This window comes from Hymenobacter convexus, from assembly GCF_030580955.1.
In the GTDB taxonomy this organism is placed as follows: domain Bacteria; phylum Bacteroidota; class Bacteroidia; order Cytophagales; family Hymenobacteraceae; genus Hymenobacter.
In genome coordinates this window covers 1-20,990 of sequence record NZ_JAUQON010000006.1, presented here as the reverse complement: position 1 = coordinate 20,990, position 20,990 = coordinate 1, and the positions used below count along the sequence as shown (strand labels likewise).

The 20,990-nt window shown below is 60.1% G+C and carries 21 protein-coding genes; 7 read left to right on the top strand and 14 right to left on the bottom strand.

What is annotated here, in order from left to right:
- Window positions 1-552: 552 nt before the first annotated feature.
- The gene (locus tag Q4S41_RS13840) at window positions 553-1,479 is read left to right on the top strand and encodes a T9SS type A sorting domain-containing protein (RefSeq protein ID WP_305031718.1); all 927 of its coding nucleotides are present in this window, start codon (window positions 553-555) and stop codon (window positions 1,477-1,479) included.
- Between the two features lie 147 nt (window positions 1,480-1,626).
- On the opposite strand, the gene Q4S41_RS13835 is transcribed toward Q4S41_RS13840, so the two are convergent.
- Window positions 1,627-2,577 carry a hypothetical protein gene (locus Q4S41_RS13835; RefSeq protein ID WP_305031717.1) on the bottom strand — a complete coding sequence of 317 codons (951 nt, stop codon included), beginning with the start codon at window positions 2,575-2,577 and terminating at the stop codon, window positions 1,627-1,629.
- Window positions 2,578-2,703: 126 nt separating this feature from the next.
- On the opposite strand from Q4S41_RS13835, the gene Q4S41_RS13830 reads away from it, so the two are divergent.
- From Q4S41_RS13830 to Q4S41_RS13820, 3 genes are all read left to right on the top strand, one after another.
- Window positions 2,704-3,312, top strand: coding sequence for a methyltransferase domain-containing protein (locus Q4S41_RS13830; protein WP_305031716.1), 609 nt, complete (start codon window positions 2,704-2,706; stop codon window positions 3,310-3,312).
- A 138-nt stretch (window positions 3,313-3,450) separates the two neighbouring features.
- Entirely contained in the window at window positions 3,451-4,311 is an 861-nt protein-coding gene (gene kdsA, locus Q4S41_RS13825; protein ID WP_305031715.1) for a 3-deoxy-8-phosphooctulonate synthase, read from the top strand.
- Complete coding sequence (locus tag Q4S41_RS13820; protein WP_305031714.1) at window positions 4,304-4,855, top strand: STM3941 family protein; 552 nt, start codon at window positions 4,304-4,306, stop codon at window positions 4,853-4,855. The genes kdsA and Q4S41_RS13820 overlap by 8 nt, the downstream gene beginning before the upstream one ends.
- A gap of 33 nt (window positions 4,856-4,888) precedes the next feature.
- Here the strand turns inward: Q4S41_RS13820 and Q4S41_RS13815 are convergent, their stop codons facing one another.
- Together Q4S41_RS13815 and apaG are read right to left on the bottom strand one after the other, a co-directional pair.
- Window positions 4,889-5,668, bottom strand: coding sequence for an O-methyltransferase (locus tag Q4S41_RS13815; RefSeq protein ID WP_369811301.1), 780 nt, complete (start codon window positions 5,666-5,668; stop codon window positions 4,889-4,891).
- 93 nt (window positions 5,669-5,761) lie between these two features.
- A complete protein-coding gene (gene apaG, locus Q4S41_RS13810; RefSeq protein ID WP_196291557.1) occupies window positions 5,762-6,148 on the bottom strand; it encodes a Co2+/Mg2+ efflux protein ApaG in 387 nt (128 codons plus the stop codon).
- A 114-nt stretch (window positions 6,149-6,262) separates the two neighbouring features.
- On the opposite strand from apaG, the gene Q4S41_RS13805 reads away from it, so the two are divergent.
- Window positions 6,263-6,925 (top strand): uracil-DNA glycosylase, encoded by a 663-nt coding sequence (locus Q4S41_RS13805; RefSeq protein ID WP_305031713.1) that lies wholly within the window; start codon window positions 6,263-6,265, stop codon window positions 6,923-6,925.
- Window positions 6,926-7,134: 209 nt separating this feature from the next.
- Here the strand turns inward: Q4S41_RS13805 and lepB are convergent, their stop codons facing one another.
- The 7 genes from lepB to Q4S41_RS13770 form a co-directional block, all read right to left on the bottom strand.
- Window positions 7,135-8,298 (bottom strand): signal peptidase I, encoded by a 1,164-nt coding sequence (gene lepB, locus Q4S41_RS13800; protein WP_305031712.1) that lies wholly within the window; start codon window positions 8,296-8,298, stop codon window positions 7,135-7,137.
- A gap of 96 nt (window positions 8,299-8,394) precedes the next feature.
- Window positions 8,395-9,114, bottom strand: coding sequence for a 4-hydroxy-tetrahydrodipicolinate reductase (gene dapB, locus Q4S41_RS13795; protein ID WP_305031711.1), 720 nt, complete (start codon window positions 9,112-9,114; stop codon window positions 8,395-8,397).
- A 123-nt stretch (window positions 9,115-9,237) separates the two neighbouring features.
- Complete coding sequence (locus Q4S41_RS13790; RefSeq protein ID WP_305031710.1) at window positions 9,238-9,966, bottom strand: DUF5683 domain-containing protein; 729 nt, start codon at window positions 9,964-9,966, stop codon at window positions 9,238-9,240.
- Between the two features lie 96 nt (window positions 9,967-10,062).
- Window positions 10,063-11,046, bottom strand: coding sequence for a ParB/RepB/Spo0J family partition protein (locus Q4S41_RS13785; protein WP_305031709.1), 984 nt, complete (start codon window positions 11,044-11,046; stop codon window positions 10,063-10,065).
- A gap of 193 nt (window positions 11,047-11,239) precedes the next feature.
- Window positions 11,240-11,581, bottom strand: coding sequence for a hypothetical protein (locus tag Q4S41_RS13780; RefSeq protein WP_305031708.1), 342 nt, complete (start codon window positions 11,579-11,581; stop codon window positions 11,240-11,242).
- Window positions 11,582-11,603: 22 nt separating this feature from the next.
- Window positions 11,604-11,978 (bottom strand): hypothetical protein, encoded by a 375-nt coding sequence (locus tag Q4S41_RS13775; protein ID WP_305031707.1) that lies wholly within the window; start codon window positions 11,976-11,978, stop codon window positions 11,604-11,606.
- An 18-nt stretch (window positions 11,979-11,996) separates the two neighbouring features.
- The gene (locus tag Q4S41_RS13770) at window positions 11,997-12,803 is read right to left on the bottom strand and encodes a ParA family protein (RefSeq protein ID WP_198067939.1); all 807 of its coding nucleotides are present in this window, start codon (window positions 12,801-12,803) and stop codon (window positions 11,997-11,999) included.
- A gap of 179 nt (window positions 12,804-12,982) precedes the next feature.
- Between Q4S41_RS13770 and Q4S41_RS13765 the strand changes: the two genes are divergently transcribed.
- The gene (locus Q4S41_RS13765) at window positions 12,983-14,800 is read left to right on the top strand and encodes an ABC transporter substrate-binding protein (RefSeq protein ID WP_305031706.1); all 1,818 of its coding nucleotides are present in this window, start codon (window positions 12,983-12,985) and stop codon (window positions 14,798-14,800) included.
- A gap of 29 nt (window positions 14,801-14,829) precedes the next feature.
- Window positions 14,830-15,678 (top strand): alpha/beta hydrolase, encoded by an 849-nt coding sequence (locus Q4S41_RS13760; protein ID WP_305031705.1) that lies wholly within the window; start codon window positions 14,830-14,832, stop codon window positions 15,676-15,678.
- 133 nt (window positions 15,679-15,811) lie between these two features.
- Here Q4S41_RS13760 and Q4S41_RS13755 read toward each other — a convergent pair whose 3' ends face one another.
- The 4 genes from Q4S41_RS13755 to Q4S41_RS13740 all read right to left on the bottom strand — a co-directional run.
- Window positions 15,812-16,321, bottom strand: a complete 510-nt coding sequence (locus Q4S41_RS13755; protein WP_305031704.1) for a DUF6438 domain-containing protein — start codon at window positions 16,319-16,321, stop codon at window positions 15,812-15,814.
- A gap of 164 nt (window positions 16,322-16,485) precedes the next feature.
- On the bottom strand, window positions 16,486-18,270 hold the full coding sequence (gene yidC, locus Q4S41_RS13750; protein WP_305031703.1) for a membrane protein insertase YidC: 1,785 nt from the start codon (window positions 18,268-18,270) through the stop codon (window positions 16,486-16,488).
- Between the two features lie 227 nt (window positions 18,271-18,497).
- The gene (locus Q4S41_RS13745; protein ID WP_305031702.1) at window positions 18,498-20,144 is read right to left on the bottom strand and encodes a CTP synthase; all 1,647 of its coding nucleotides are present in this window, start codon (window positions 20,142-20,144) and stop codon (window positions 18,498-18,500) included.
- A gap of 194 nt (window positions 20,145-20,338) precedes the next feature.
- Window positions 20,339-20,990, bottom strand: a 652-nt coding sequence (locus Q4S41_RS13740; RefSeq protein ID WP_305031701.1) for an FG-GAP-like repeat-containing protein, incomplete at its 5' end; no start/stop codon positions are given.

Here is a 20,990-nt window from a genome sequence, read left to right as displayed (position 1 = left end):
AGCTGCCGTGGAGGCAGAGACATGTTTGTAGCCAAGTTTATTCCTTCAAGTAATCAATTTGCGTGGGTACAGCAGGCTGGAGGAGCAGGGGTGGATAATGTAGGGGCGGTGGCTGTAGTTGGAGGTAACGTGTACATAGCAGGTAGTTTTGGGGGCCCTGCCGCGGATTTTGGCCCAATTACTTTATCCGGTATGAACATGGGCAATGCGGGGAGCACTGATATATTTGTGGCCAAACTAACCGATACCGGCAGCTTTGTATGGGCACAACGGGCTGGCGGTACGAGTATCGATGATGCTAGCGCGTTGGCCGTAAACGGTAGCAGCGTGTATGTGGCAGGCCTTTTTTACAGTACTACAGCCAGCTTCGGACTCAACACTTTGACAAACGCTGGCAGTGGGGATGTGTTTGTGGCCAAACTGACCGATGCGGGCAGTACAGCAGACTTCGTGTGGGCACAACGGGCCGGCGGCACAAACTATGACGATGCCTCCGGACTGGCTGTGAGTGGAACCAGTATATACATGACTGGGAATTTTCGGAGTTCGGTGATGGATTTTGGCTCTGTCACTCTGACCAAGGCAAGCACCAATTCCTTTACTTATAATGGGTTTGTGGCCAAACTCATCGATATAGGCAATGCTAGCAGCTTCGTGTGGGCGCAGCGTGCAAGCGGCACGGGAGATAATACTATCAGTGCGTTGGGCGTGAGCGGCAGCAACGTATATGTGGCCGGAGGATTCAATTCTACCATTAACGTTGGCCCCAATACATTCACCCACATGGGCAACGGAGATATTTTTGTGGCCAAACTAGCGGATGCAGGCAGCACCGCTAATTTCGTGTGGGGTCAGCGGGCGGGCGGCACCGGTGTAGATGGTTCTTCCACATTGGCCGTGAGCGGGAACTACATATACGTAGGCAGCATGTTCCGCAGCGCTACAGCCGACTTTGGTGCCACCACCCTGACCAATGCCGGCAATAATACCGGCGACATGTGTGTGGCCAAACTGACCGATGCGGGCAATACGGGGAGTTTCGTGTGGGCGCAGCGAGCCGGTAGTGTCAATGAGGAAATACCTTATGCACTGGCTATAAATGGCACCAGCCTTTATGTGGTGGGAGAGTTTGAGGGTACTACAGCCGGCTTTGGGTCTATTACTATTTCCAATGCACCTTATTTCGGAAACACCGGCTTCCTCGCCTCCCTCACCGACCCCACCCTGACGGCCACCACGGCCGCCATCCCCCGCGAGCCAGCCCAACTCTACCCCAACCCCGCCCGGCACGCAGCCACCTTGCGCCTGCCCGCCGGCACGGCCCCCGCGCCCCTCACCCTCACCGACGCGCTGGGCCGCCCCGTGCGCCGCTACCCCGCCCCGGCTGGCCCCGAAACCTCCCTCGACCTGCGCGGCCTGCCCGCCGGCCTCTACCTGCTGCGCGGCGCCGGCCCGGCCCAGCGCCTGGCAGTGGAGTAGGGGAGGAACAACCAAGCACAAAAAAGCCGCTTCAGCAACTGAAGCGGCTTTTTTAATGGATGGTGCTTGAAAGGTCCGGTTGCGAGCGTCAGGCGCTGGTCGAATCCGTTCTTATCCGTTAAATCTGCGGCAATCTGCGGTTCAGACCTACTTCAGCGTGAAGGTGGTTTTACCCATCAACTGGCCACTTTCATACAGCTCTACCGTGTGTTGGCCCTTTTTGTAGTCGGCGCCTTTGGCGTAGATGAATTCCAGCTTTTGCTTGGTATTATCATACACCACATCCTGCTTTTGGGTGTAGAAAGCCTCCTGGCCGTCCACGGTGAAGGTGCCGCCGCCCGTGCTCAGGTTGTAGAGGGCCGCGCCGTCGGGCTCCAGAATGCGCATGTAGATGGCTTTGGTTTCTTTGGGCGACACGTCGTTGCGGGCCAGGTTGAAGGTCACTTTTACCTTCTCGACGCGCTTGGCTTTAAACTCTTCCTTGTCGTCCTCCTTCTCCTTGTTTTTGGAAGTGATGATGGCCACTTTGATGTTGTCGGCCTGCAGGCGTGAGGCAATGCCCACTTTCTCGGTCAGCTCCTTGTTGCTGCGCACCACCGTGCTGATGGTGTCGGCCAGCTTGTTCTGCTTTTCCTTAAGGGTGGTGGTTTCGGTGTAGAGGGTTTCGTTGTCCTTCTTCAGCTGGGCAATGTCGTCGTCCTTCTTGCGCAACTGGCCTTCCAGGTTCTGGGCGCGCTGCTTAAACAGGTTTTGCTGGGCAATGGAGAAGCTGCCGGCCTTAAAGGAACGCAGCTTCAGCAGGTCGGCGTTCACGGCGGCGATTTTGGCCGTGAGGGAGTCGTTGCTCAGGCCCAGGGCTTGCAGCTCCTGGCTTTGGCGCTCAAAATCGGCCTTCAAGGCTTCGTATTGCTTGATTTGTTCCTGCAGCTTGCTGTCTTTGGCCTTTACTTCGGTGGTCAGTACTTCGTTTTGCTGGCCCTTCTGCTGGTTCAGGTAGAACAGGACGCCATTGATGCCAAGCAGCACCAGCACGAGGGCTACCCAGAGCAGGACGCGGCTATTGTTGGAGCGGGGTTCGGGCGTTTCGTTAGGGTCCATGCGGGAATTGATTAAGCGAGAAAAGCGAAGAGAAAGCAGGGCACCCGCCACAGTGTAGCACGTACCTTTGGGCGTAAAAATAGGGGACTTCCGCGCCCTGGCAAGTTTTTACTATACTTCACCAGCATGCAAACGGTTTTTCCAGACTTCGATGCCGCCTACTGGCAAGGCCGTTACGCCGCCGGGCGCGACGGCTGGGACGCCCACGCCATCACCCCGCCGCTGCGGGCTTATTTCGACCAGCTCGACGTGGCCCGGCAACCCCGCATCCTCATCCCCGGCGCCGGCCGCGCCTACGAGGCCGAGTACCTGCACCGGCGTGGCTTCCAGCACGTTTTCGTGGCCGACATTGCCCCCGAAGCCTTGGCGGCGCTGGCCCAACGCGTGCCCGATTTCCCCGCTGAACACCTATTGCTGGCTGATTTCTTTACCCTACCCAACGAGCCGGCCTACGATTTGATTGTGGAGCAAACATTCTTTTGCGCCCTCAACCCCGCCTTGCGTTCAACCTACGCCCGGCAATGCGCCCACTTGTTACGGCCCGGCGACACGCTCATGGGCCTGCTGTTTGACACCGATTTTGGCCCGGTGCAGGAGCCGCCGTTTGGCGGCAGCAAGGAGGAATACCGCGCCTATTTCGCACCGTATTTTGAATTTAAGTACTTCGAAACGGCTACCAATTCGCTCAAGCCCCGGCAGGGGCGGGAGCTGTTTATTTGTTTGAAACGGAAATAATTGTATAATTCAGAACGTCATGCTGAGCGCAGCCGAAGCATCTCTACCGCGCAACGTAATTCATTTACTATTGCGGTAGAGATGCTTCGACTATGCTCAGCATGACGTTCCTACTGCTCACCACTCACTACCTCCCTCATGCTCCAAGCCCTCGCCAACACGCTTCCGCACTTCCGCCACACCAACTCCGGCCAGTTTTTCCTCATGGCCGGCCCCTGCGTCATCGAAGGCGAGAACATGGCCCTGCGCATTGCCGAGCGCATCAAGCGCATGACGGACAAGCTGCAGATTCCCTACATCTTCAAGGGTTCGTACCGCAAGGCCAACCGCTCGCGGCTCGACTCCTTCACCGGCATTGGCGACGAAACGGCGCTGCGCATTCTGCAGAAAGTGGGCCGCGAAATTGGGGTGCCCACTGTGACGGACATCCACGAATCGAGCGAAGCGGCACTGGCGGCGGAGTACGTCGACGTGCTACAAATTCCGGCTTTCCTGTGCCGGCAGACCGATTTGCTCATTGCCGCCGCCCAAACCGGCAAGGTGGTGAATGTGAAAAAAGGCCAATTCCTGAGCGGCGAGGCCATGAAATGGGCCGTGGATAAAATCCGTCAGTCGGGCAACCCGCACGTCATCCTCACCGAGCGCGGCAACTCCTTCGGCTATTCCGACCTGGTGGTGGATTTTCGCAACCTGCCCGCCATGCGCGAGTTTGAGGTGCCCGTGGTGATGGACGTGACGCACTCGTTGCAGCGCCCCAACCAGAGTAGCGGCGTGACTGGCGGCCAGCCCGCCCTCATCGAAACCATTGCCAAAGCCGCCATCGCCGTGGGCGCCGACGGCCTGTTCATCGAAACCCACCCTACGCCCGCCACCGCCCTCTCCGACGGCGCCAACATGCTGCCCCTCGACCAGTTGGAGGCCCTTTTGGTGAAGCTCACACGGGTGCGCGACGCCCTGCGGCCCATGCCCGGCATCGATACGCAAGGGTTGAATGCCTAACCACGTAAATTCCGGTACGCAGGAGTTCCGGCTCTATAAGTCGCCCTGGAAAGCGCTGAAGCTGCTGGCGGGCTGCGCGGCTTTCGTCGCCATCGGCTGCCTGATGCTGAGCCGGCCCGACGCGCCGAGGTGGGTGGCCTGGATGAGCATTATGTTTTTCGGGCTGGGACTACCCGTGAGCCTCTTTCAACTGCTTGACCATCGGCCGCAGATAATCGTCAACGACGTCGGGGTGTTCGACCGGACAATGCACCACGAATTCATCAACTGGACCCTTATTCAGGATGTGTACCTGGCCGAAGTGAACAAGCAGAAATTCCTTTGCCTAGTGGTGGATGAGGCGTTTGAGCCATCGCGGCACAAAGGCAAGTTCAAGCAGGGAATGGCCAGCCTGAACAAGGGAATGGGCTTTCAGGAACTGAATATTTCGCTGGGCTTTGTCAACATCGATGCCTTCCGCTTTGCTGAATTCATTCTGGCCATGCGCGGCGCGGCGCGGCCCGAGCGGGACGAACTGGTTAGGAAAGCCATTGCGAATCTCTAGCATGCCCGGACTCGCAGAATCCAAGCTACTGGCTCAGGTGCGCAGCCAGAAGTGCTGCTTGGGCTGATTCTTTCGGAAAAACACCAGCCCAATGTAGAACAAGTCCACCGTTAGCGTCACGTCGGGGTGGGCTTTGATGGTTTCCCAGGCGCGCTCCATGTCTTCCGACCAGTGAATGTCATCGAAGACGAACACCGAGTGCTCGGTGCGGTGGGCCAGGCACTGCTCGAAGTAGCGCAGGGTGGGCTCGTAGCGGTGGTTGCCATCGAAAAAGGCGAAGTCGATGGGAGCGGAGAGGGCAGCCAGGGCCGGGGCCAGGGTCTGGTCGATGTTGCCCTCGATGAGGTCGATGTTGCGCAGCTGCAGGGCCGCGAAGGTTTCGCGGGCCACGGCGGCCACGTTGGGACAACCCTCGAAAGTGACGACGCGGCTCCGGGAGTCGGCCGCAGCCAGGTAGGCTGTGGTGAGGCCCAGCGAGGTGCCCAGCTCCAGAATGGTGGCCGGCCGGAAGTAGTTGGCCAGCCGGAAGAGCAGTTGCGCCAGCTGCGGCGGCTTGGCCGCCGTGCGGGCAATGTCGGCCACGCGGCGCTGCCGGCCCGCGCCGGTGTGCGAGCCCGCCCCAAAATCTGTAACACTAATGCTGGCAGCGCTGCTGAGCAGCTGTCGGCGCCGCGTTTCGACGGCGGCGTAGGTCTTGTAAAGGCCGGTGTGGCGCACCGCCGAGGTGTAGAGGCCGAACACAAAGGGCGAATGCAGCCCGTGGGCATTGCCCGAACGAAGCCAGAAACGGAGGTAAGCGAGGAGTTGAAACAAAATAGTTGTTTGTTGTTAGTTGTCCGTTGTCAGGCAAACACGACAACCACGGTACAAACTAACAACCGACAACGAGCAACTGACAACCAAACGCTAGTTCAGCCGGTACGGCACCATGAGGGTGAACTCCGGAATTTCGACCGTGAATTCCTGGCCGTTGGCCAGCCGCTCCATCAGGTAGGTGCCGCGCATCTTGCCCACGCCCGATTTCAGGTTGCAGCCGCTCACGTACTGGTGGGCCTCGCCGGGCTCCAGCACGGGCTGGCGGCCCACCACGCCTTCGCCCTCCACTTCGCGCACCACGCCGTTGGCGTCGTGAATGTGCCAGTGGCGGCGCAACAGCTTCACCGTGAACTCGCTGTTGTTGCGAATCTCAATCTTGTAGGCAAACACGAAATGCTCCTGGCCGGGGCTGGAATAGTCGGGCAGGTAGTTGGTCGTAACCGAAACGGTGACGCCTTGCGTAGTGGTGGTGGGCATAGGTGTCGGAGCTAAGAGGGGCTGCGGGCGTAACAGCCGCCCGCCGAAATTGGTTTTACGCAAAAGCGGCCTTCTAACGCCGCATCTACCCGATTATTTTTCTTCCCAATTTCCATGGTAAAGATAGCCGAAAGCTGGCGGCCGGTGCTGGCCGATGAGTTCGAAAAGCCCTATTTTCAACGCTTAATTGCCTTTGTGAAAGGGGAGTATGCCACGGCCACGGTGTACCCGGCCGGCTCGCAGATATTCCACGCCTTCGACGCCACGCCGTTCGACAATGTCAAAGTCGTCATCCTGGGCCAGGACCCCTACCACGGCAAAAACCAGGCGCACGGCCTCTCGTTTTCGGTGCAGGACGGGCAACGCACGCCGCCGTCGCTTGTCAATATTTTCAAGGAGCTGCAAACCGACGTTCCCGGCACGCCGCCCGCTCCCAACGGCAACCTCGACCGCTGGGCCCGCCAAGGCGTGCTACTCCTCAACGCCACCCTCACCGTACGGGCCGCCGAGCCGGCCTCGCACCAGAAAAAAGGTTGGGAAGAATTCACCGATGCCGTTATCCGCAAGATTTCGGCGGAAAAGCAGCACGTCGTGTTCATCCTCTGGGGCGCCTACGCGGGCAAAAAGTCGGAGCTGATTGACGAACGCAAGCACCTGGTCTTGAAATCCGTCCATCCCTCGCCTTACGCAGCCGACAAAGGCTTTTTTGGCAGCAAGCCTTTCAGCAAAGCCAACGCCTGGCTGCAAAGCAAAGGGCTGGAGCCGATTGAGTGGTAAGGGCTACTGAGCGTCGCCCGTCATTGCGAGCGAAACGAAGTGGAGCGTGGCAATCCGTTCTGTTCTCAGCGACCAGCTTTGAGAAGTGACGAAGCCTTTTTAGCCAAAAAGTCCCGGCTCTGCGCAGAGCCGGGACTTTTTATATTGGAAGGTGAGTCGCTGAGAACAGGACGGATTGCCACGGCCTGCGGCCTCGCAATGACAGGAGCTTAATGGATGATATTGAAGAGGCGGCTCCAGCGGATTTTGTGCCAGAAGTCGGCGTTGGGGTCGACGGACAGCCAGATGAGGACGGCTTTGCCCACCACGTGGTCTTCGGGCACGAAGCCCCAAAAGCGCGAATCCTCGGAGTTGTGGCGGTTGTCGCCCATCATCATGTAATAGTTCTGCTTGATTTTATAGCTGGTCAGCTGCTTGCCGTTCTGGTAAATCATGCCGTCCTGGTTGTTCCAGGTCACGTTTTCGTTGTGCTCGTAGCGGGCAATTATTTTGAAATAAATGGCCGCATTGGCGGGGCTGAGCGTGATGGTCTGGCCCTTTTTGGGGATGGGCAGCGGGCCGTACTTGTCGAGGTTCCACTTGCGGGGGGTGATGCTGGTGGCGTCGGAATTGGTGAAATCGGCCTTGTCTGGGAACAGGCCCGTCACCGGTGGGTTGTACACCTCGAGGGCTTTCACGTAGGGCTGCTTGCGAAAAAAATCGGCCGTGGCCTGCGTGCAGCTGATTTTGTAGATGAACGAGCCGGGCTTGTCGCCGCTGCCCACGGCCTGCGGCACGCCGCCGGGCATCAGGTAGTCGACCACCCCGTGCTCGCGCAAGGCGGTCGTCACCTCGTCGTTGGGGTTGTCAATCTGCATCAGGTAGTCGGTTTGCAGGCCGGGCACGGCCTCGCCGGGCTTGCCGTTGAGGAACACCTGGCCGTTGCGGATTTCCAGGGTGTCGCCGGCCACGGCCACGCAGCGCTTGATGTAGTTGGTGCGCAAATCGGCGGGGTACTGCGTCTCATGCGGCACATGGAACACCACCACGTCGTTGCGCTTGATTTCGGAGAAGCCAGGCAGCCGGTAGGTGGGCAGCTGAATCAGCTCCGAATAGCTTTGCAGGCCCGTGCCCCAGATGGTTTGGTGGGTGAGGGGCACCTGCAGCGGCGTTTGGGGCGTGATGGGGCCGTAGTGCAGCTTGCTCACAAACAGGTAGTCGCCCACCAGCAGGGAGTTTTCCATGCTGGGCGAGGGAATGGTGTAGGCCTCAAACGTGGCCCAGCGGATGAGCGTGGCGGCCACAATGGCAAAAATCAGCGAATCGGCCCATTCGCGGGTTTTCGTTTTAGGCGGCTTGGGGGGAGCGGTGGGGTCGGTTTTGAGCAAAGACATGGAGAAGCAAGCTTGGGCTTGGCAATTTAAAATCAGGCAAAGAAACGCAGCAGAACGCCAGCAAACCGGCGCCACGACTGCCAACGAGTGAGACGCTTACAGCCCCAGCAACTCTTTCATGCCGAACACACCGTGGCGGCCGGGCAGCCACTCGGCCGCCAGCAGCGCCCCCAGTGCGAAGCCCTCGCGGCTGTGCGCGGCGTGGCTGAGCTCGAGCGTGTCCACGTCGGAGGTGTAGGTGACGATGTGCGTGCCCACGGCGTCGCCGATGCGCTCGCTGATGACGGCCAGCTCGGCCGGCGATTCGGCCGGGGCGTTGCGCCAGGTGGTTTTGGCCGGGAAGTGGTGCATAATGCCTTCGGCGGTGGTGAGGGCCGTGCCACTGGGCTGGTCGATTTTCTGGGTATGGTGGATTTCGCGCACGGCCACGTCGTAGCCGCCAAACTGGTTCATTTTGGCCGCGATGTACTCGTTGAAATGAAAGAACAGGTTCACGCCTACGCTATAGTTGGAGGCGTAGAATAGGCTGCCGCCCAGCTCTTTGGTCAGGGCCGTGGCTTCCTCAAAATGGTGTAGCCAGCCCGTGGAGCCGCACACCACCGGAATGCCTTGGCGCAGGCAGGCCGCCACGTTGCCGAAGGCCGAATCGGGGTGGGTGAACTCGATGGCCACGTCGACGGTGGCGGGGGTGAAGTCGGCAATGGTGGCCGGGCTGGCGTGCAGGTCGACAATGCCGGCGATTTCGTGGCCGCGCTGGGTGGCCAGGGCGCCAATGGTCTGGCCCATTTTGCCGTAGCCGATGAGGAGGATTTTCATGTGAATAAGGTAAATCGTCTGTCATCCTGAGCACAGCGAAGGACCTTCTCACGCTTGAATAGCTTGCTCATACGTGAGAAAGTCCTTCGCTGTGCTCAGGATGACAGGCAAATAAGATGTCACTTACTTCACGCGCAGCGCAAGTGAGAGGCCCGGGGCCGTGGGCAGCCCCAGCGCCTGGCCGGGCACCGGCAGCAGGGCCGGCTCCCAGTGCAGGCTGAGGTCGTCGCTCACGTCAAAATCTTTGAGGTGGGCGTCCACCAGCGCATCCACTACCTGCAGGCCGTAGGCCAAGCCGATATAGAGGTAAAACAGGTCGCGGTTGCCGCGGTAGAAAACGATGCCGCTTTTGATGCCATCGGCGGAGTTGTAGAGCATAGCTTGGCTGCCCAGCGCCGGCGAGCGGAGCGGCAACTTGCCCGTCGTCACGGCGTCGTAGGCATCCACAAACTCGTTGAAGCGCATCTGGTAGAACACCTCAAGGCCCACCACCGTGCCCAGCGACCCGTACACGAGCGGCAATTTCCACCAGCGGCGGTTGTAAATCTGGCCTGCGCCGGGCAGAATGGCCGCCAGCAGCGCCGCCTTGCCCGGCCGCGTGAGGCGAATGCCTTTGTAGCCAAACGCCCGGAACATGTGCTCGGTGCGCTTGGCCGAGTCGGCGGCGGCTTTCTGCCGTTTGGCGGCGGGCGTCACCACCACTTCGCGGCGCTCGGTGGTATCGGCCAGAATTTTGGCGGGGTCGACGGGCGTCGTAGTGGGCGAAAATACCTGGGCCCGGCTGGCTGGGCCAGCCAGCAGCAAGCCCAGGCACAGCAGCACCGCTGCGAGGTAGGAATACGATTTGTTCATAGTAAACCCGCTAACGGAAAAGCCGGATTTTTAGCGTGTTGCACCATTGGCGGGCACAGGGAGCGATATGTGCCGTCCCAGTGGTTCAGCCGCGCTTTAGGAGGGATGCAGAATGTGCAGGATGCGCTGCATGTCCTCAATCGAGTCGAAGGCGATTTTAATTTCGCCGCTGCCTTTGGCCGTGGGGCGCACCTGCACGCGCGAGCCAAACCGGTCGGTGAGGTGGCGCTCGGTGCGGCGCAGCTCGGCGGCGGGCACGGCGGGCTGCGCCGGGGCGGCGTTGGCTTCGCCGTTGGGGCTGGCGGGGGCCGCGTTCCGGCCGAAGCCGCCGCGCACGAGTTCCTCCACGCGGCGCACGGACAGCTCCTCGGCCACGATTTTGCGGAACAACTCCACTTGGGCCTTGGCGTCGTCGAGGCCGATGAGGGCGCGGGCGTGGCCCATGCTGATTTCGGCGTCGCGCAAGCCAATCTGCACGTCGGGCGGCAGCTTGAGCAGGCGCAGGTAGTTGGTCACGGTCGAGCGGTTTTTGCCCACCCGGTCGCCCAGCTCTTCCTGGCGCAGGTTGCACTCGCTCAGCAGGCGCTGGTAGCTGAGGGCAATTTCGATGGCATTCAGGTTTTCGCGCTGAATGTTCTCAATCAGGGCCATTTCCAGCATCTGCTGGTCGTCGGCCTTGCGGATGTAGGCCGGAATCGTCTCCAAACCCGCCAGCTTCGAGGCCTGCAAGCGGCGCTCGCCCGAGATGAGCTGGTAGGAGTTGGTGCCGAGCTGGCGCAGCGTCACGGGCTGAATAATGCCCTGAATTTTGATGCTGTCGGCCAGTTCCTGCAGGGCTTGCTGGTCGAAGTGGGTGCGGGGCTGGTAGGGGTTGGCCTCGATGTGCTCGACGGAAATGAAGCCCACCGAGTTGACGGGGTGTGACACGAGCCGGTCGCTGGAGCCGGGCCGCTCGCCTTTTTTCTCGTAGCTGCCCTCAATCAGGGCGTTGAGGCCGCGGCCCAGGCCACCCTTGCGTTTCACGGCGGCGGCGGCCGCCAGGGCCGCTTGCAACTTCTCTTCGTTCTTCTCTAGTGGCATAGTGCATCGGCCAGGCCCATAAAAGGCGGTTGGCAACCGAACGTCAAATTTACGGATAGTTGGCCGAAGGGCAAGCCGGAAGTTTTGGGGGCGTTCTAACGGGCGCCTCACCCCCCGGCCCCCTCTCCTCAGGGAGAGGGGGAGCCAGACGTAAAACCTGAATAACGAGCCCCACCGTAACTGGGCGCTCGGGCTATGACTTCGGGTTCTGGTGAAGCGCCAGCACCTCAACCACTTCGCAAACGCCAATTCTGTTGCCTTCGTGGATGTGGCCTTTCACGCCAACGCTGATGTGCTGGCAATGAAAATTTCGGAAAGCTGGATTGACAATAAACATATCCGCTAATCCGTGCCGGGGCATGGGCTCGCCCTCGGGCAGCACCTCGCCAGTAGATGAAACAAACTCCGGCCAAATCATAAAGGCTTGGCCCGGTTTGCCGATATTTTCGTCTTCGTAAGAGAAATCCCAGCGAATACCTTGGAAATGCGGGGTCTTTCGCCCGCCCTCTTCGACGCTGAAGAGGCTGTATGTCACTCGAAAGTCTGGTGGCAGGTGCTCAGCGTAAGAATCCGTTGCTGTCTGCATCAGGATGAAGGATTTTCAAGCCAAGTCGACATACATCAATTTGTCGATTGCCCTTATTAAAACCGCAAAACTGTCCGCTGATTACGCTTCCAATAGCAGGGTAGTCGTCAGGAAATACCAAGCCATTTGGTTTTATTAACCCAAATTCAATGACTCTCATCAAAACCATGAATCCCAAACCGGCATCAATAAAAACGCCGAACGGAGCTTGATGAACGACTTTGCCAGTGATAATTGAGCCAATTGGCAGGCGTTGCTTTAGTGTCTCCCATTCGTCAACTCCAAAGCCCGGCTTGAAGAACATTCCGCCTTCGTAATAGGCATCTTCAATTTCTTCAGGCTGCATCGGGTTTACTATAAACCCCTAAATCCGCTCGTCCTCGGCCGTTTCCTCCGTCGCCTCCACGCTGTTCTTTTCCACGATTTCGCGCGCCAAGTTCAGGTAGCTGATGGAGCCTTTGCTCTCGGCGTCGTGCAGGATGACGGGGATGCCGAAACTGGGCGACTCGCTCAGCTTCACATTGCGCGGGATAATGGTGTCGAAGGCCAGCTGCTGGAAGTGCATGCGGACTTCTTCCACCACCTGGTTGCTCAGGCGCAGGCGCACGTCGTACATCGTGAGCAAGATGCCTTCGATTTCCAGCTCGGTGTTGAGGCGGCTCTGAATGATTTTAATGGTATTCAGGAGCTTACCCAAGCCTTCCAGGGCGAAATACTCGCACTGCACCGGGATGATGACCGAGTGCGCGGCCGTGAGGGCGTTGACGGTGATGAGGCCGAGCGAGGGCGAGCAGTCGATGATGATGAAGTCGTACTCGGCGGCGAGGGGGCGCAGGGCCTCCTTCATCTTTTCTTCGCGGTTGGGCAGGTTTATCATCTCCACCTCGGCGCCCACCAGGTCGATGTGGGAGGGCATGAGGTCGAGGTGGGGCAGGATGTTGGTGGGCACGATGATGTCCTGGGCGTTGATGCCGTCCACCATGCACTCGTAGATGCTGTTCTGGATGTCCTTGGGGTCGTAGCCCACGCCGGACGTGGCGTTGGCCTGGGGGTCGGCGTCGACGAGCAGGGTCCGGTAGTCCAGGGCGGCCAGGGACGCCGCGAGGTTAATGGAAGTAGTGGTTTTGCCCACTCCGCCCTTCTGATTGGCTACCGCGATGATTTTTCCCATTGGATTTAGTTGTCAGTTGTCAGTTGTTCGTTGCCAGTTGCTGGTTGTTTGGTGTTCAGGGTCAGTTCGCAGGCTTTCTAAGCGTAGCAGACTAACAACTGACAACGAACAACTGACAACTAATAACTAGTAACTTTTGCCGTAGCATTGTGACAAAGATACATTCTTTCCCTGTTCGCATGGCCCCTTTTTTGGCTCGTTGGGCTAGCTTCTCGGCTAAACTATTTGGATTTTCGGCAGCGGCGCTGGCCCTGGCCGGCTGCCACGACGCGGCCCGCCCGGCTGCCGATGAACGCCGCGTGTTTCGCTACAACCAGCCCGAAGCCCTTTCGTCGCTCGACCCCGCTTTTGCCCGCAACCAAGCCAACTGGTGGGCCGTGAACCAGCTCTACAATGGTTTGGTCGAACTGGATTCGACCTTGCAGCCGGTACCAGCGCTGGCCCGGCGCTACAGCATTTCGCCCGATGGGCGTACCTATACTTTCGTGTTGCGCAAGGGGGTGTTTTTTCACGAAGATTCGGCAGTTTTTAAGCCCTCTGAAGCATCTTTGCGAGCTATGGCCGAACAGGAGGCACGGGACCATCACCGGCCGGTTGATTACGACCACCTAGAATCTTACCCGGTTCCCACTCGTCAGGTTAAGGCGCAGGACTTCGTTTATTCCTTCAGGCGCATCCTCGACCCGGCCACGGCCAGCACCGGCGGCTGGATTTTTCGGGGCAAAATCCTGGAAAAGCCGGATGGCAGCCCCAGCGATACCGCCTTCGTGGCCGCCAACGATTCCACGCTGCGCATCCATTTGAAGGAGCCGTTTGTGCCCTTTCTGGGAATCCTAACCATGCCCTATGCCTACGTGGTGCCGCACGAGGCGGTGGAGAAATACGGCAAAGATTTCCGCGAGCATCCGGTGGGCACGGGCCCGTTCCGCTTCAAGCTGTGGGACGAGGGCAACATTTTGCTTTATGAGCGCAACCCCAGCTACTGGCGGCGCGACCGGCAGGGCAAGGCGCTGCCGTATCTGGACGCCGTGGCTATCAGCTTCTTGCCCGACCGCAAGACCGAGTTTCTGACATTCATGCAGGGCAAGCTGGATTTTCTGTCCGGCATCCGGGCCGGCTCGCGCGACCTGATTATGCACCAGGACGGCAGTATTCGGGAAGATTTCAAGGGCAAATTCACGGTCCAGAAAGTGCCGTACCTGAACAACGAGTACTTGGGCTTTCAGCTCGATTCGGCGAACCTGACCGGCGAGCAGGCCGCGCAGGGCCGCGCCCTGCGCGACAAGCGCGTGCGCCAGGCCCTCAACTACGCCCTGAACAAGCCCGAAATGCTCAAATACCTGCTCAACGGCGTGGGCGACCCGGGCACCTCGGGCTTCGTGCCCAAGGCCCTGCCTTCGTTCTCCGAAAAGGAAGTGCCCGGCTACAGCTACCAGCCGCAAAAGGCCCGCCAGTTGCTGCGCGCCGCCGGCTACGGCCCCCAGCGACCCCTGAAGCTGCGCCTCAGCACTGTGCTGGAACGCAAGGAGATAGGCGAATACCTGCAAAAGCAGTGGGCCGACGTGGGCGTGCAGGTCCAGATTGACATCAACCAATCGGCTGCGCAGCAGGATTTGGTGGATAATGGCCGGGTGGCCTTCTTCGCCAAAAGCTGGTTGGGCGACTACCCCGACGCCGAAAACTACCTGGCCCTGTTCTACAGCCCCAATTTCAGCCCCGGCGGCCCCGACAAAACCCACTTCAAAAGCGCCGTCTACGACAAGCTTTACGACGAAGCCCGCCGCACCCAGGACGTAGCCCGGCGCACGGCCCTCTATCAGGCCATGGACCGCATTGTGGTGGAGGAATCGCCCGTCATCAGCCTCTATTATGACGTGGTGGTGCGCCTGACGCAGAACAACGTGCGCGGCCTCACCCCCAACCCCATGAATACTCTGCTGCTGGAGCGGGTGCGTAAGGAGTCGCCGCATCTTTTCCAGAAGACTCTGCGTCGTTGAGCCGGATAAATCTCATTCCAACATTGCCAATGAACCGCTTCCGCATCGCTGTTTTTTTGATGGTCGGCCTTTTGGGGCTTTTCGGGGCGCATGGTCAGGCCGTGGGGCCGGTATCGGGACCGGTGCCGCTGGTGATGGGCCAGACGTTTACCATTGCCTCCAAAAGCCTGGCGGAGACCCGGCGCATCAACGTGTACCTGCCGGCGGGCTATGCTGAATCGGCCACGCTGCGGCTGCCGGTGCTCTACATGCCCGATGGCGGGATGCAGGAAGATTTCCTGCACGTGGCGGGCCTGGTGCAGGTACTGGTGGGCAATGGCACGATGCGGCCTTTCATCCTGGTCGGCATCGAAAATACCCAGCGGCGGCGCGACCTCACCGGCCCCACCACCAACGAAAAGGACAAGCAGATTGCGCCCAAAGTGGGCGGCTCGGCCGCGTACCGGCAGTTTATCCGTGAGGAGCTAATGCCGGCGGTGAAGCAGCGCTACCGCACCACGGCCGAAACGGCCATCGTGGGCGAGTCACTCGCCGGCCTGTTCGTGGTCGAAACCCTGCTGCTCGAACCCTCTTTATTCAACACCTACCTCGCCTTCGACCCCAGCCTGTGGTGGAATAATGGCCAATTGGCCGCGCAAGCCGCAACGCAACTCCAGAAAACGCGCCCCGCCGCCACGGTGTACCTCGCCACCAGCATCCATGGAGACACGGTCGTCACGCCCCATTTGGTAGAGTTGGCCCGCCAGCAGGCGGCGCGCCTGGGCAACTGGCATTACGAGGCCATGCCCCAAGAAACGCACGCCACCATCTACCATCCGGCGGCGCTACGGGCTTTTCGGGCGGTGTTTGCGCCGCAAGCTGCTGGCGCGAAGCATTGATTTGGGTGCGGGTCTGAGCGCTGTAGAGACGCGACACTTCGCGTCTCTACGTTGAACGACCGGAACAGTACCGTTCCCACGTCATTCAAACGAGGAGACGCGAAGTGTCGCGTCTCCTCGTTTGAATGACTCCTTATTTCTCCGCGCCTTTCAGCTGGGCCAGCGCATCGAACTGCGTGGTGAGGAAGGTGAAATAGCTTTGCACGTTCTCGGGGATGTTCGATTCGGCCGTTACTTTTTTGAGGGTGCCGTCGGGCTGGCGAATGGCCACAATGGTGCTGGGCATGTCCGTAACGCCGCTTCGGTACTGCGTTTCGAACGTTTCGAAACGGGCTTCTTTGGCTTGGCGCAACATATCGGCCACCACGGTAGCGGGTAGTTTCAGGGCCTGTTTGCCCATCAGGGGCACGTGGCTGCGGCCTTCGTAGGCCACGCGCCCGTCGGCGTACACCTGCATCGTGTAAGCCGGGCAGGTGCCGAAACACGGCGTGCGCTCGTAGGTGAGCACGGGGCCGGCTTCGGTGGGCGCGGCCTTTTTGCTGGCCTTCTTGGTCTTGGTTTTCTGGACCGTGGCCTTCTGGGCGCAGGCGGGTAGGATGCAGCTAAAGAAACTGAGGAGCAGGAGGAGCGGAAGGTGGCGCATGGTGAATCGAAGCATTATGGCCGTGAAAGTAGGCACACAAAAAACCGACAGAACGAAAACCGTGCCTACGGTTGCGTTCTGTCGGTTTGGAAGGTTGTCTGCAATTACTACGAACGTCATGCAGAGCGCAGCGGAGCATGACGGTTTTCTATCAGTCGTCCTGATTACGACTTGCGCTTGGCCTGGGCTTCGCGCTCCTGTGCGGCTTTCATCGCTTCGGCGATGCGGCCTTGCAGGCCGCCGGGCTTCTTGTCCTTGTTCTTGATTTTGTTGGCGTCGAGCTGGGCGCGGATTTTGGTGTCATCCACCAGGGCGCGGGTGAGGGCCTGCTGGGCGAAGGTGATGACGTTCGACACGAAGTAGTACCAGGTGAGGCCGGCCGCAAAGCTGTTCAGTACGAACAGGAAGATGATGGGCATCAGGTAGCTGTACGTCTTCATGGGGCCCTGCATGGCCGTGTTGGTCTGGTTGCTCTGCCAGGTCATGAGCAGGGTGGAGGCCGTCATGAGCAGCGTGAACATCGACACGTGGTCACCGTACCATTTCACGTAGAAGGGCAGCTTCACAAACACGTCGTAGCTGCTCAGGTCCTTGGCCCAGAGGAAGGTCTGCTGCCGCAGCTCGATGGCGTTGGGGAAGAACTGGAACATGGCAAACAGGATGGGCAGCGTGAGCAGCGTGGGCACGCAGCCACTGAGCGGGCTCACACCGAAGGTCGAGTAGAGCTTCATCGTTTCCTGCTGCACTTTCGTCTGGTCGTCGCCGTACTTGGCTTTCAGCTCGTCAATCTCCGGCTTCAGCACTTTCATGCGGGCCTGGCTCTCGTAGGTTTTGTAGGTCAACGGCCAGGTTACCAGCTTAATGAGTACCACCAGCAACAGGATGATAATGCCATAGGAACTGATGTACTGCTCCAAGAAGTGGAACACCGGCAGCACCACAAAGCGGTTCACCCAGCGGAACAGGCCCCAGCCCAGGTACACGTTGCGGTCAAATTCGGGCGTCACGGCCTTCAACAGATTGAACGAGTTCGGGCCGAAGAAGAAGCGGTATTGGCCGCGGCCCTGCTCCACCTCCGCCACCGGAATGGTGAGGGTGGTGCTCAGCGTTTTGATGGTGCTGGAATCGGCCAGGTTCACGTTCGAGTTGAACGCACCGCCGGCGAAGGGCTGCTGGTCGGCGATGAGGCCAGCCACGAAAAAGTCGTGCTTGTGGGCCGCCCATTTCACCGGGCCGCTGGCCTTGATTTCCTCGGGCTTCTCGCTGGCTTCGGCCAGGGCGCCCTGGTCGCCGGCGGCCAGGTAGTGGTTGATGGTGGTGTGGTTGCGGTTCTGCTTAAGGTCCTGCTCGGTCTGGCGCACCTCGTCGATGAACGAGAAGGTGAGCGGCTCCTGGGCCACGGTGCGGTCCAGGCCGTTGAGGCGCAGGTCGTACTTCACCTCGAAGCTGTTGGCGGGCAATGTGTACGTCTGCACGATGCTGCCACCGGCCACGGGCGCCGTGAAGGTGAGCATCGAGCCGCCACCCGCCGCCTGCGAAGGCACGGCCTGGAAATTCAAATCCGAAAACTGCACGGTTTTGCCGTCCAGGGTCCGGAATTTGGTGTCCATGCGCGCGCTGTTGGCGTCGAACAAGTCCATCGGCTTGCCGAAGAACGTCTTGTACTTCAACAGGCGCACGGCCGAAATCCGGCCGCCCCGCGTCGAGAGCGTCACGTCGAGGTTGGCGTTGGTCAGGTGCAGGTCCTGGGCTGGGCCGGCGGTGGTATCAAGAGTAGCTTCCGGGGCCAGGGCCGTGGTGAGTACGGCGGGCGCTTTGGCGGCGGCCGTGGTGGCCGGCGGGGTTTTGCCGGCGGCTTTTTCATCCGTCTTCTTCGGGCTGAAGAAGAACAGGTACACGAGAAGCAAGGCCGAAATCAGAAAAAGGCCGGTTGCTGAATTTTTATCCATCAGTTGTTAAGGGTTGCGAAGGGGCAAAGGTACGGCGGGACGCTGCGCTTAAGGAAGAATGAAAAATGAGGAATGAAGAACTGGGGACGCCTGTCATCCTGAGCGTAGCGAAGGACCTTATCGCGCTTGAGTAAAAAGAATTACAACAAGCTACTCTGGCGTGATAAGGTCCTTCGCTACGCTCAGGATGACAGGCGTCCCCAATTTCTTAGTAAGCCGCAGGCAGCCTATCCCTTGCGGTGCTGAATAGCAGCCCGCACGAAGCGCACGAACAGCGGGTGGGGCTGTTCCACGGTGCTTTTCAGCTCGGGGTGGAACTGGCCGGCCACGAACCAAGGGTGCGTGGGCAGCTCAATTACCTCCACGAGGCCGGTTTCGGGGTTGGTGCCGGTGGCTTGCAGGCCGGAGTCCTCGAACTGCTTGAGGTAGTCGTTGTTGAACTCGTAGCGGTGGCGGTGCCGCTCGCTGATGTGGTTTTTGGCGTAGGCTTTGGCGGCTTTCGAGCCGCGGCGCAGGTCGCAGGCGTAGGCGCCGAGGCGCATGGTGCCGCCTTTGAGGGTCACGTTTTTCTGCTCTTCCATCATGGCCACCACGGGATTGGGCGTGAGGGCGTCCATCTCGGTGGAGTTGGCGTTGGGCAGGCCCAGCACGTTGCGGGCGTACTCCACCACGGCCACCTGCATGCCCAGGCAGATGCCGAAGAACGGAATGTTGTGCTCGCGCACGTACTGCACGGCCACAATCTTGCCCTCAAATCCCCGCTCGCCGAAGCCGGGCGCCACCAGCACGCCGTCGCAGCCGTGGAGCAGGGCGGCGATGTTTTCGTGAGTGATGTTGTCGGACTGAATGCTGCGCACCGTGACCTTGCACTCGTTCTGAGCGCCGGCGTGCACGAAGGCTTCGTTGATGGATTTGTAGGCGTCGGGCAGCTCCACGTATTTGCCCACGAGGGCAATGGTCACTTCCTCGGTCGGGTTTTTTAGCTTGCCGAGGAAGTCCTTCCAAGCTTCTAAATCGGGCTGCTGGGCGCCGCCGGTCAGTTTCAGGCGCTTGATAACCCGCTCATCGAGGCCCTCTTTGCGCATCAGCAAGGGCACCGAATAGATGCTGTCGGCATCGAGGCTTTCGATAACCGAGTTGATTTTGACGTTGCAGAACAGCGCGATTTTGCGGCGCATTTCCACCGGAATCGGATGCTCGGAGCGGCAGACGAGGATGTCGGGCTGCAAACCAGCTTCGCGTAAGTCGCGCACCGAGTGCTGGGTGGGCTTGGTTTTGAGCTCGCCGGCCGCCTTGAGGTAAGGCAGCAGCGTGAGGTGAATGACCAGCGAGTCGTACTCGGGCAATTCCCAGCGGAGCTGGCGCACGGCCTCTACGAAGGGTAGGCTCTCGATATCGCCGATGCAGCCGCCGATTTCGGTGATGACGACGTCGAACTGGCCGGTTTGGCCCAGCAGCAGCATGCGGCGCTTAATTTCGTCGGTGATGTGGGGCACCACCTGCACGGTTTTGCCGAGAAAGGCGCCTTCGCGCTCGCGGCGGATGACGTGGTCGTAGATGCGGCCGGTGGTGACGTTGTTGGCCTGCGAGGTGGGCGTGTTCAGGAACCGCTCGTAGTGGCCGAGGTCGAGGTCGGTTTCGGCCCCGTCATCGGTCACGTAGCACTCGCCGTGCTCGTACGGGTTGAGCGTACCGGGGTCGATGTTGATGTAGGGGTCGAACTTCTGGATGGTGACTCGGAAGCCGCGGGCCTGCAAAAGCTTGGCCAGCGAGGCGGAAATAATTCCTTTGCCGAGTGAAGAAGTGACGCCGCCGGTAACGAAAATGAATTTCGCAGCCGACGCGGAGGGGGAGGGGGTTTGGCGTTCGGGCATGACGGGAGTCAAAAGTACGGCACCCAAATTTGGGATGCCGGAAAAAATGCGCCGGTTGCCGCCGACTCACTGCCTGCCCCGGCCTCCAATTGTCTGAGCCCCGCCTATTCAGGCAGCTTGACTACCAGCTAAAAAAAGACTCCACAGCCGAGCAGCGGTGGAGGCGAAAGTTCAAACCCGGGACGCGAAGCGAGCTATTCGACCACCACGCGTTTGGTCAGAGCGTGGCCGCCGGCGTGCAGCCGTAGGGTGTAGATGCCCGCGTTCAGGCCAGCCGTTTCCATGGTGAGTGTGGCCCCGGCGGTAGGCTGCGCCGCGCGGGTTGCTACCACTTGGCCCAGCGCGTTCAGCAACTCGGCCCGCACGGGGGCGGCGCCCCAGGCGGCGGGCAGCTGCACCGCGAAGCTGCCCCGCGCCGGGTTGGGAAACAGAGTTACTTCAGCGGCTGCCGCAGCGGCGGGCGTGGCGGCCAGGGGCGTGAACGTGCCGGTGTTGAGCAGTACCGCGACCGCGCCGTTCCTAGAGTTCCCCGTCAAAAGGTCGGGCCGGCCATCGCCGTTCACGTCAGCCACGGCAATGCCATCGGGGCCGCTAGCGGTGCCGGTAGAATAAGTGCTGACTGGGGCAAAGCCGCCGCTGGCGAGCCCCAGCAATACCCCGGCCGTGTTGCTGCCGGTATTGGCCGTCACAATGTCGGGCCGACCGTCGCCGTTGACGTCGCCTACAGCTACGCTAAGGGGGGAGCCGCCGGTGCCAGATGGGTAGTTATTGACTGGGGCAAAGCCGCCGCTGGCGAGCCCCAGCAATACCCCGGCCGTGTTGCTGCCGGTATTGGCCGTCACAATG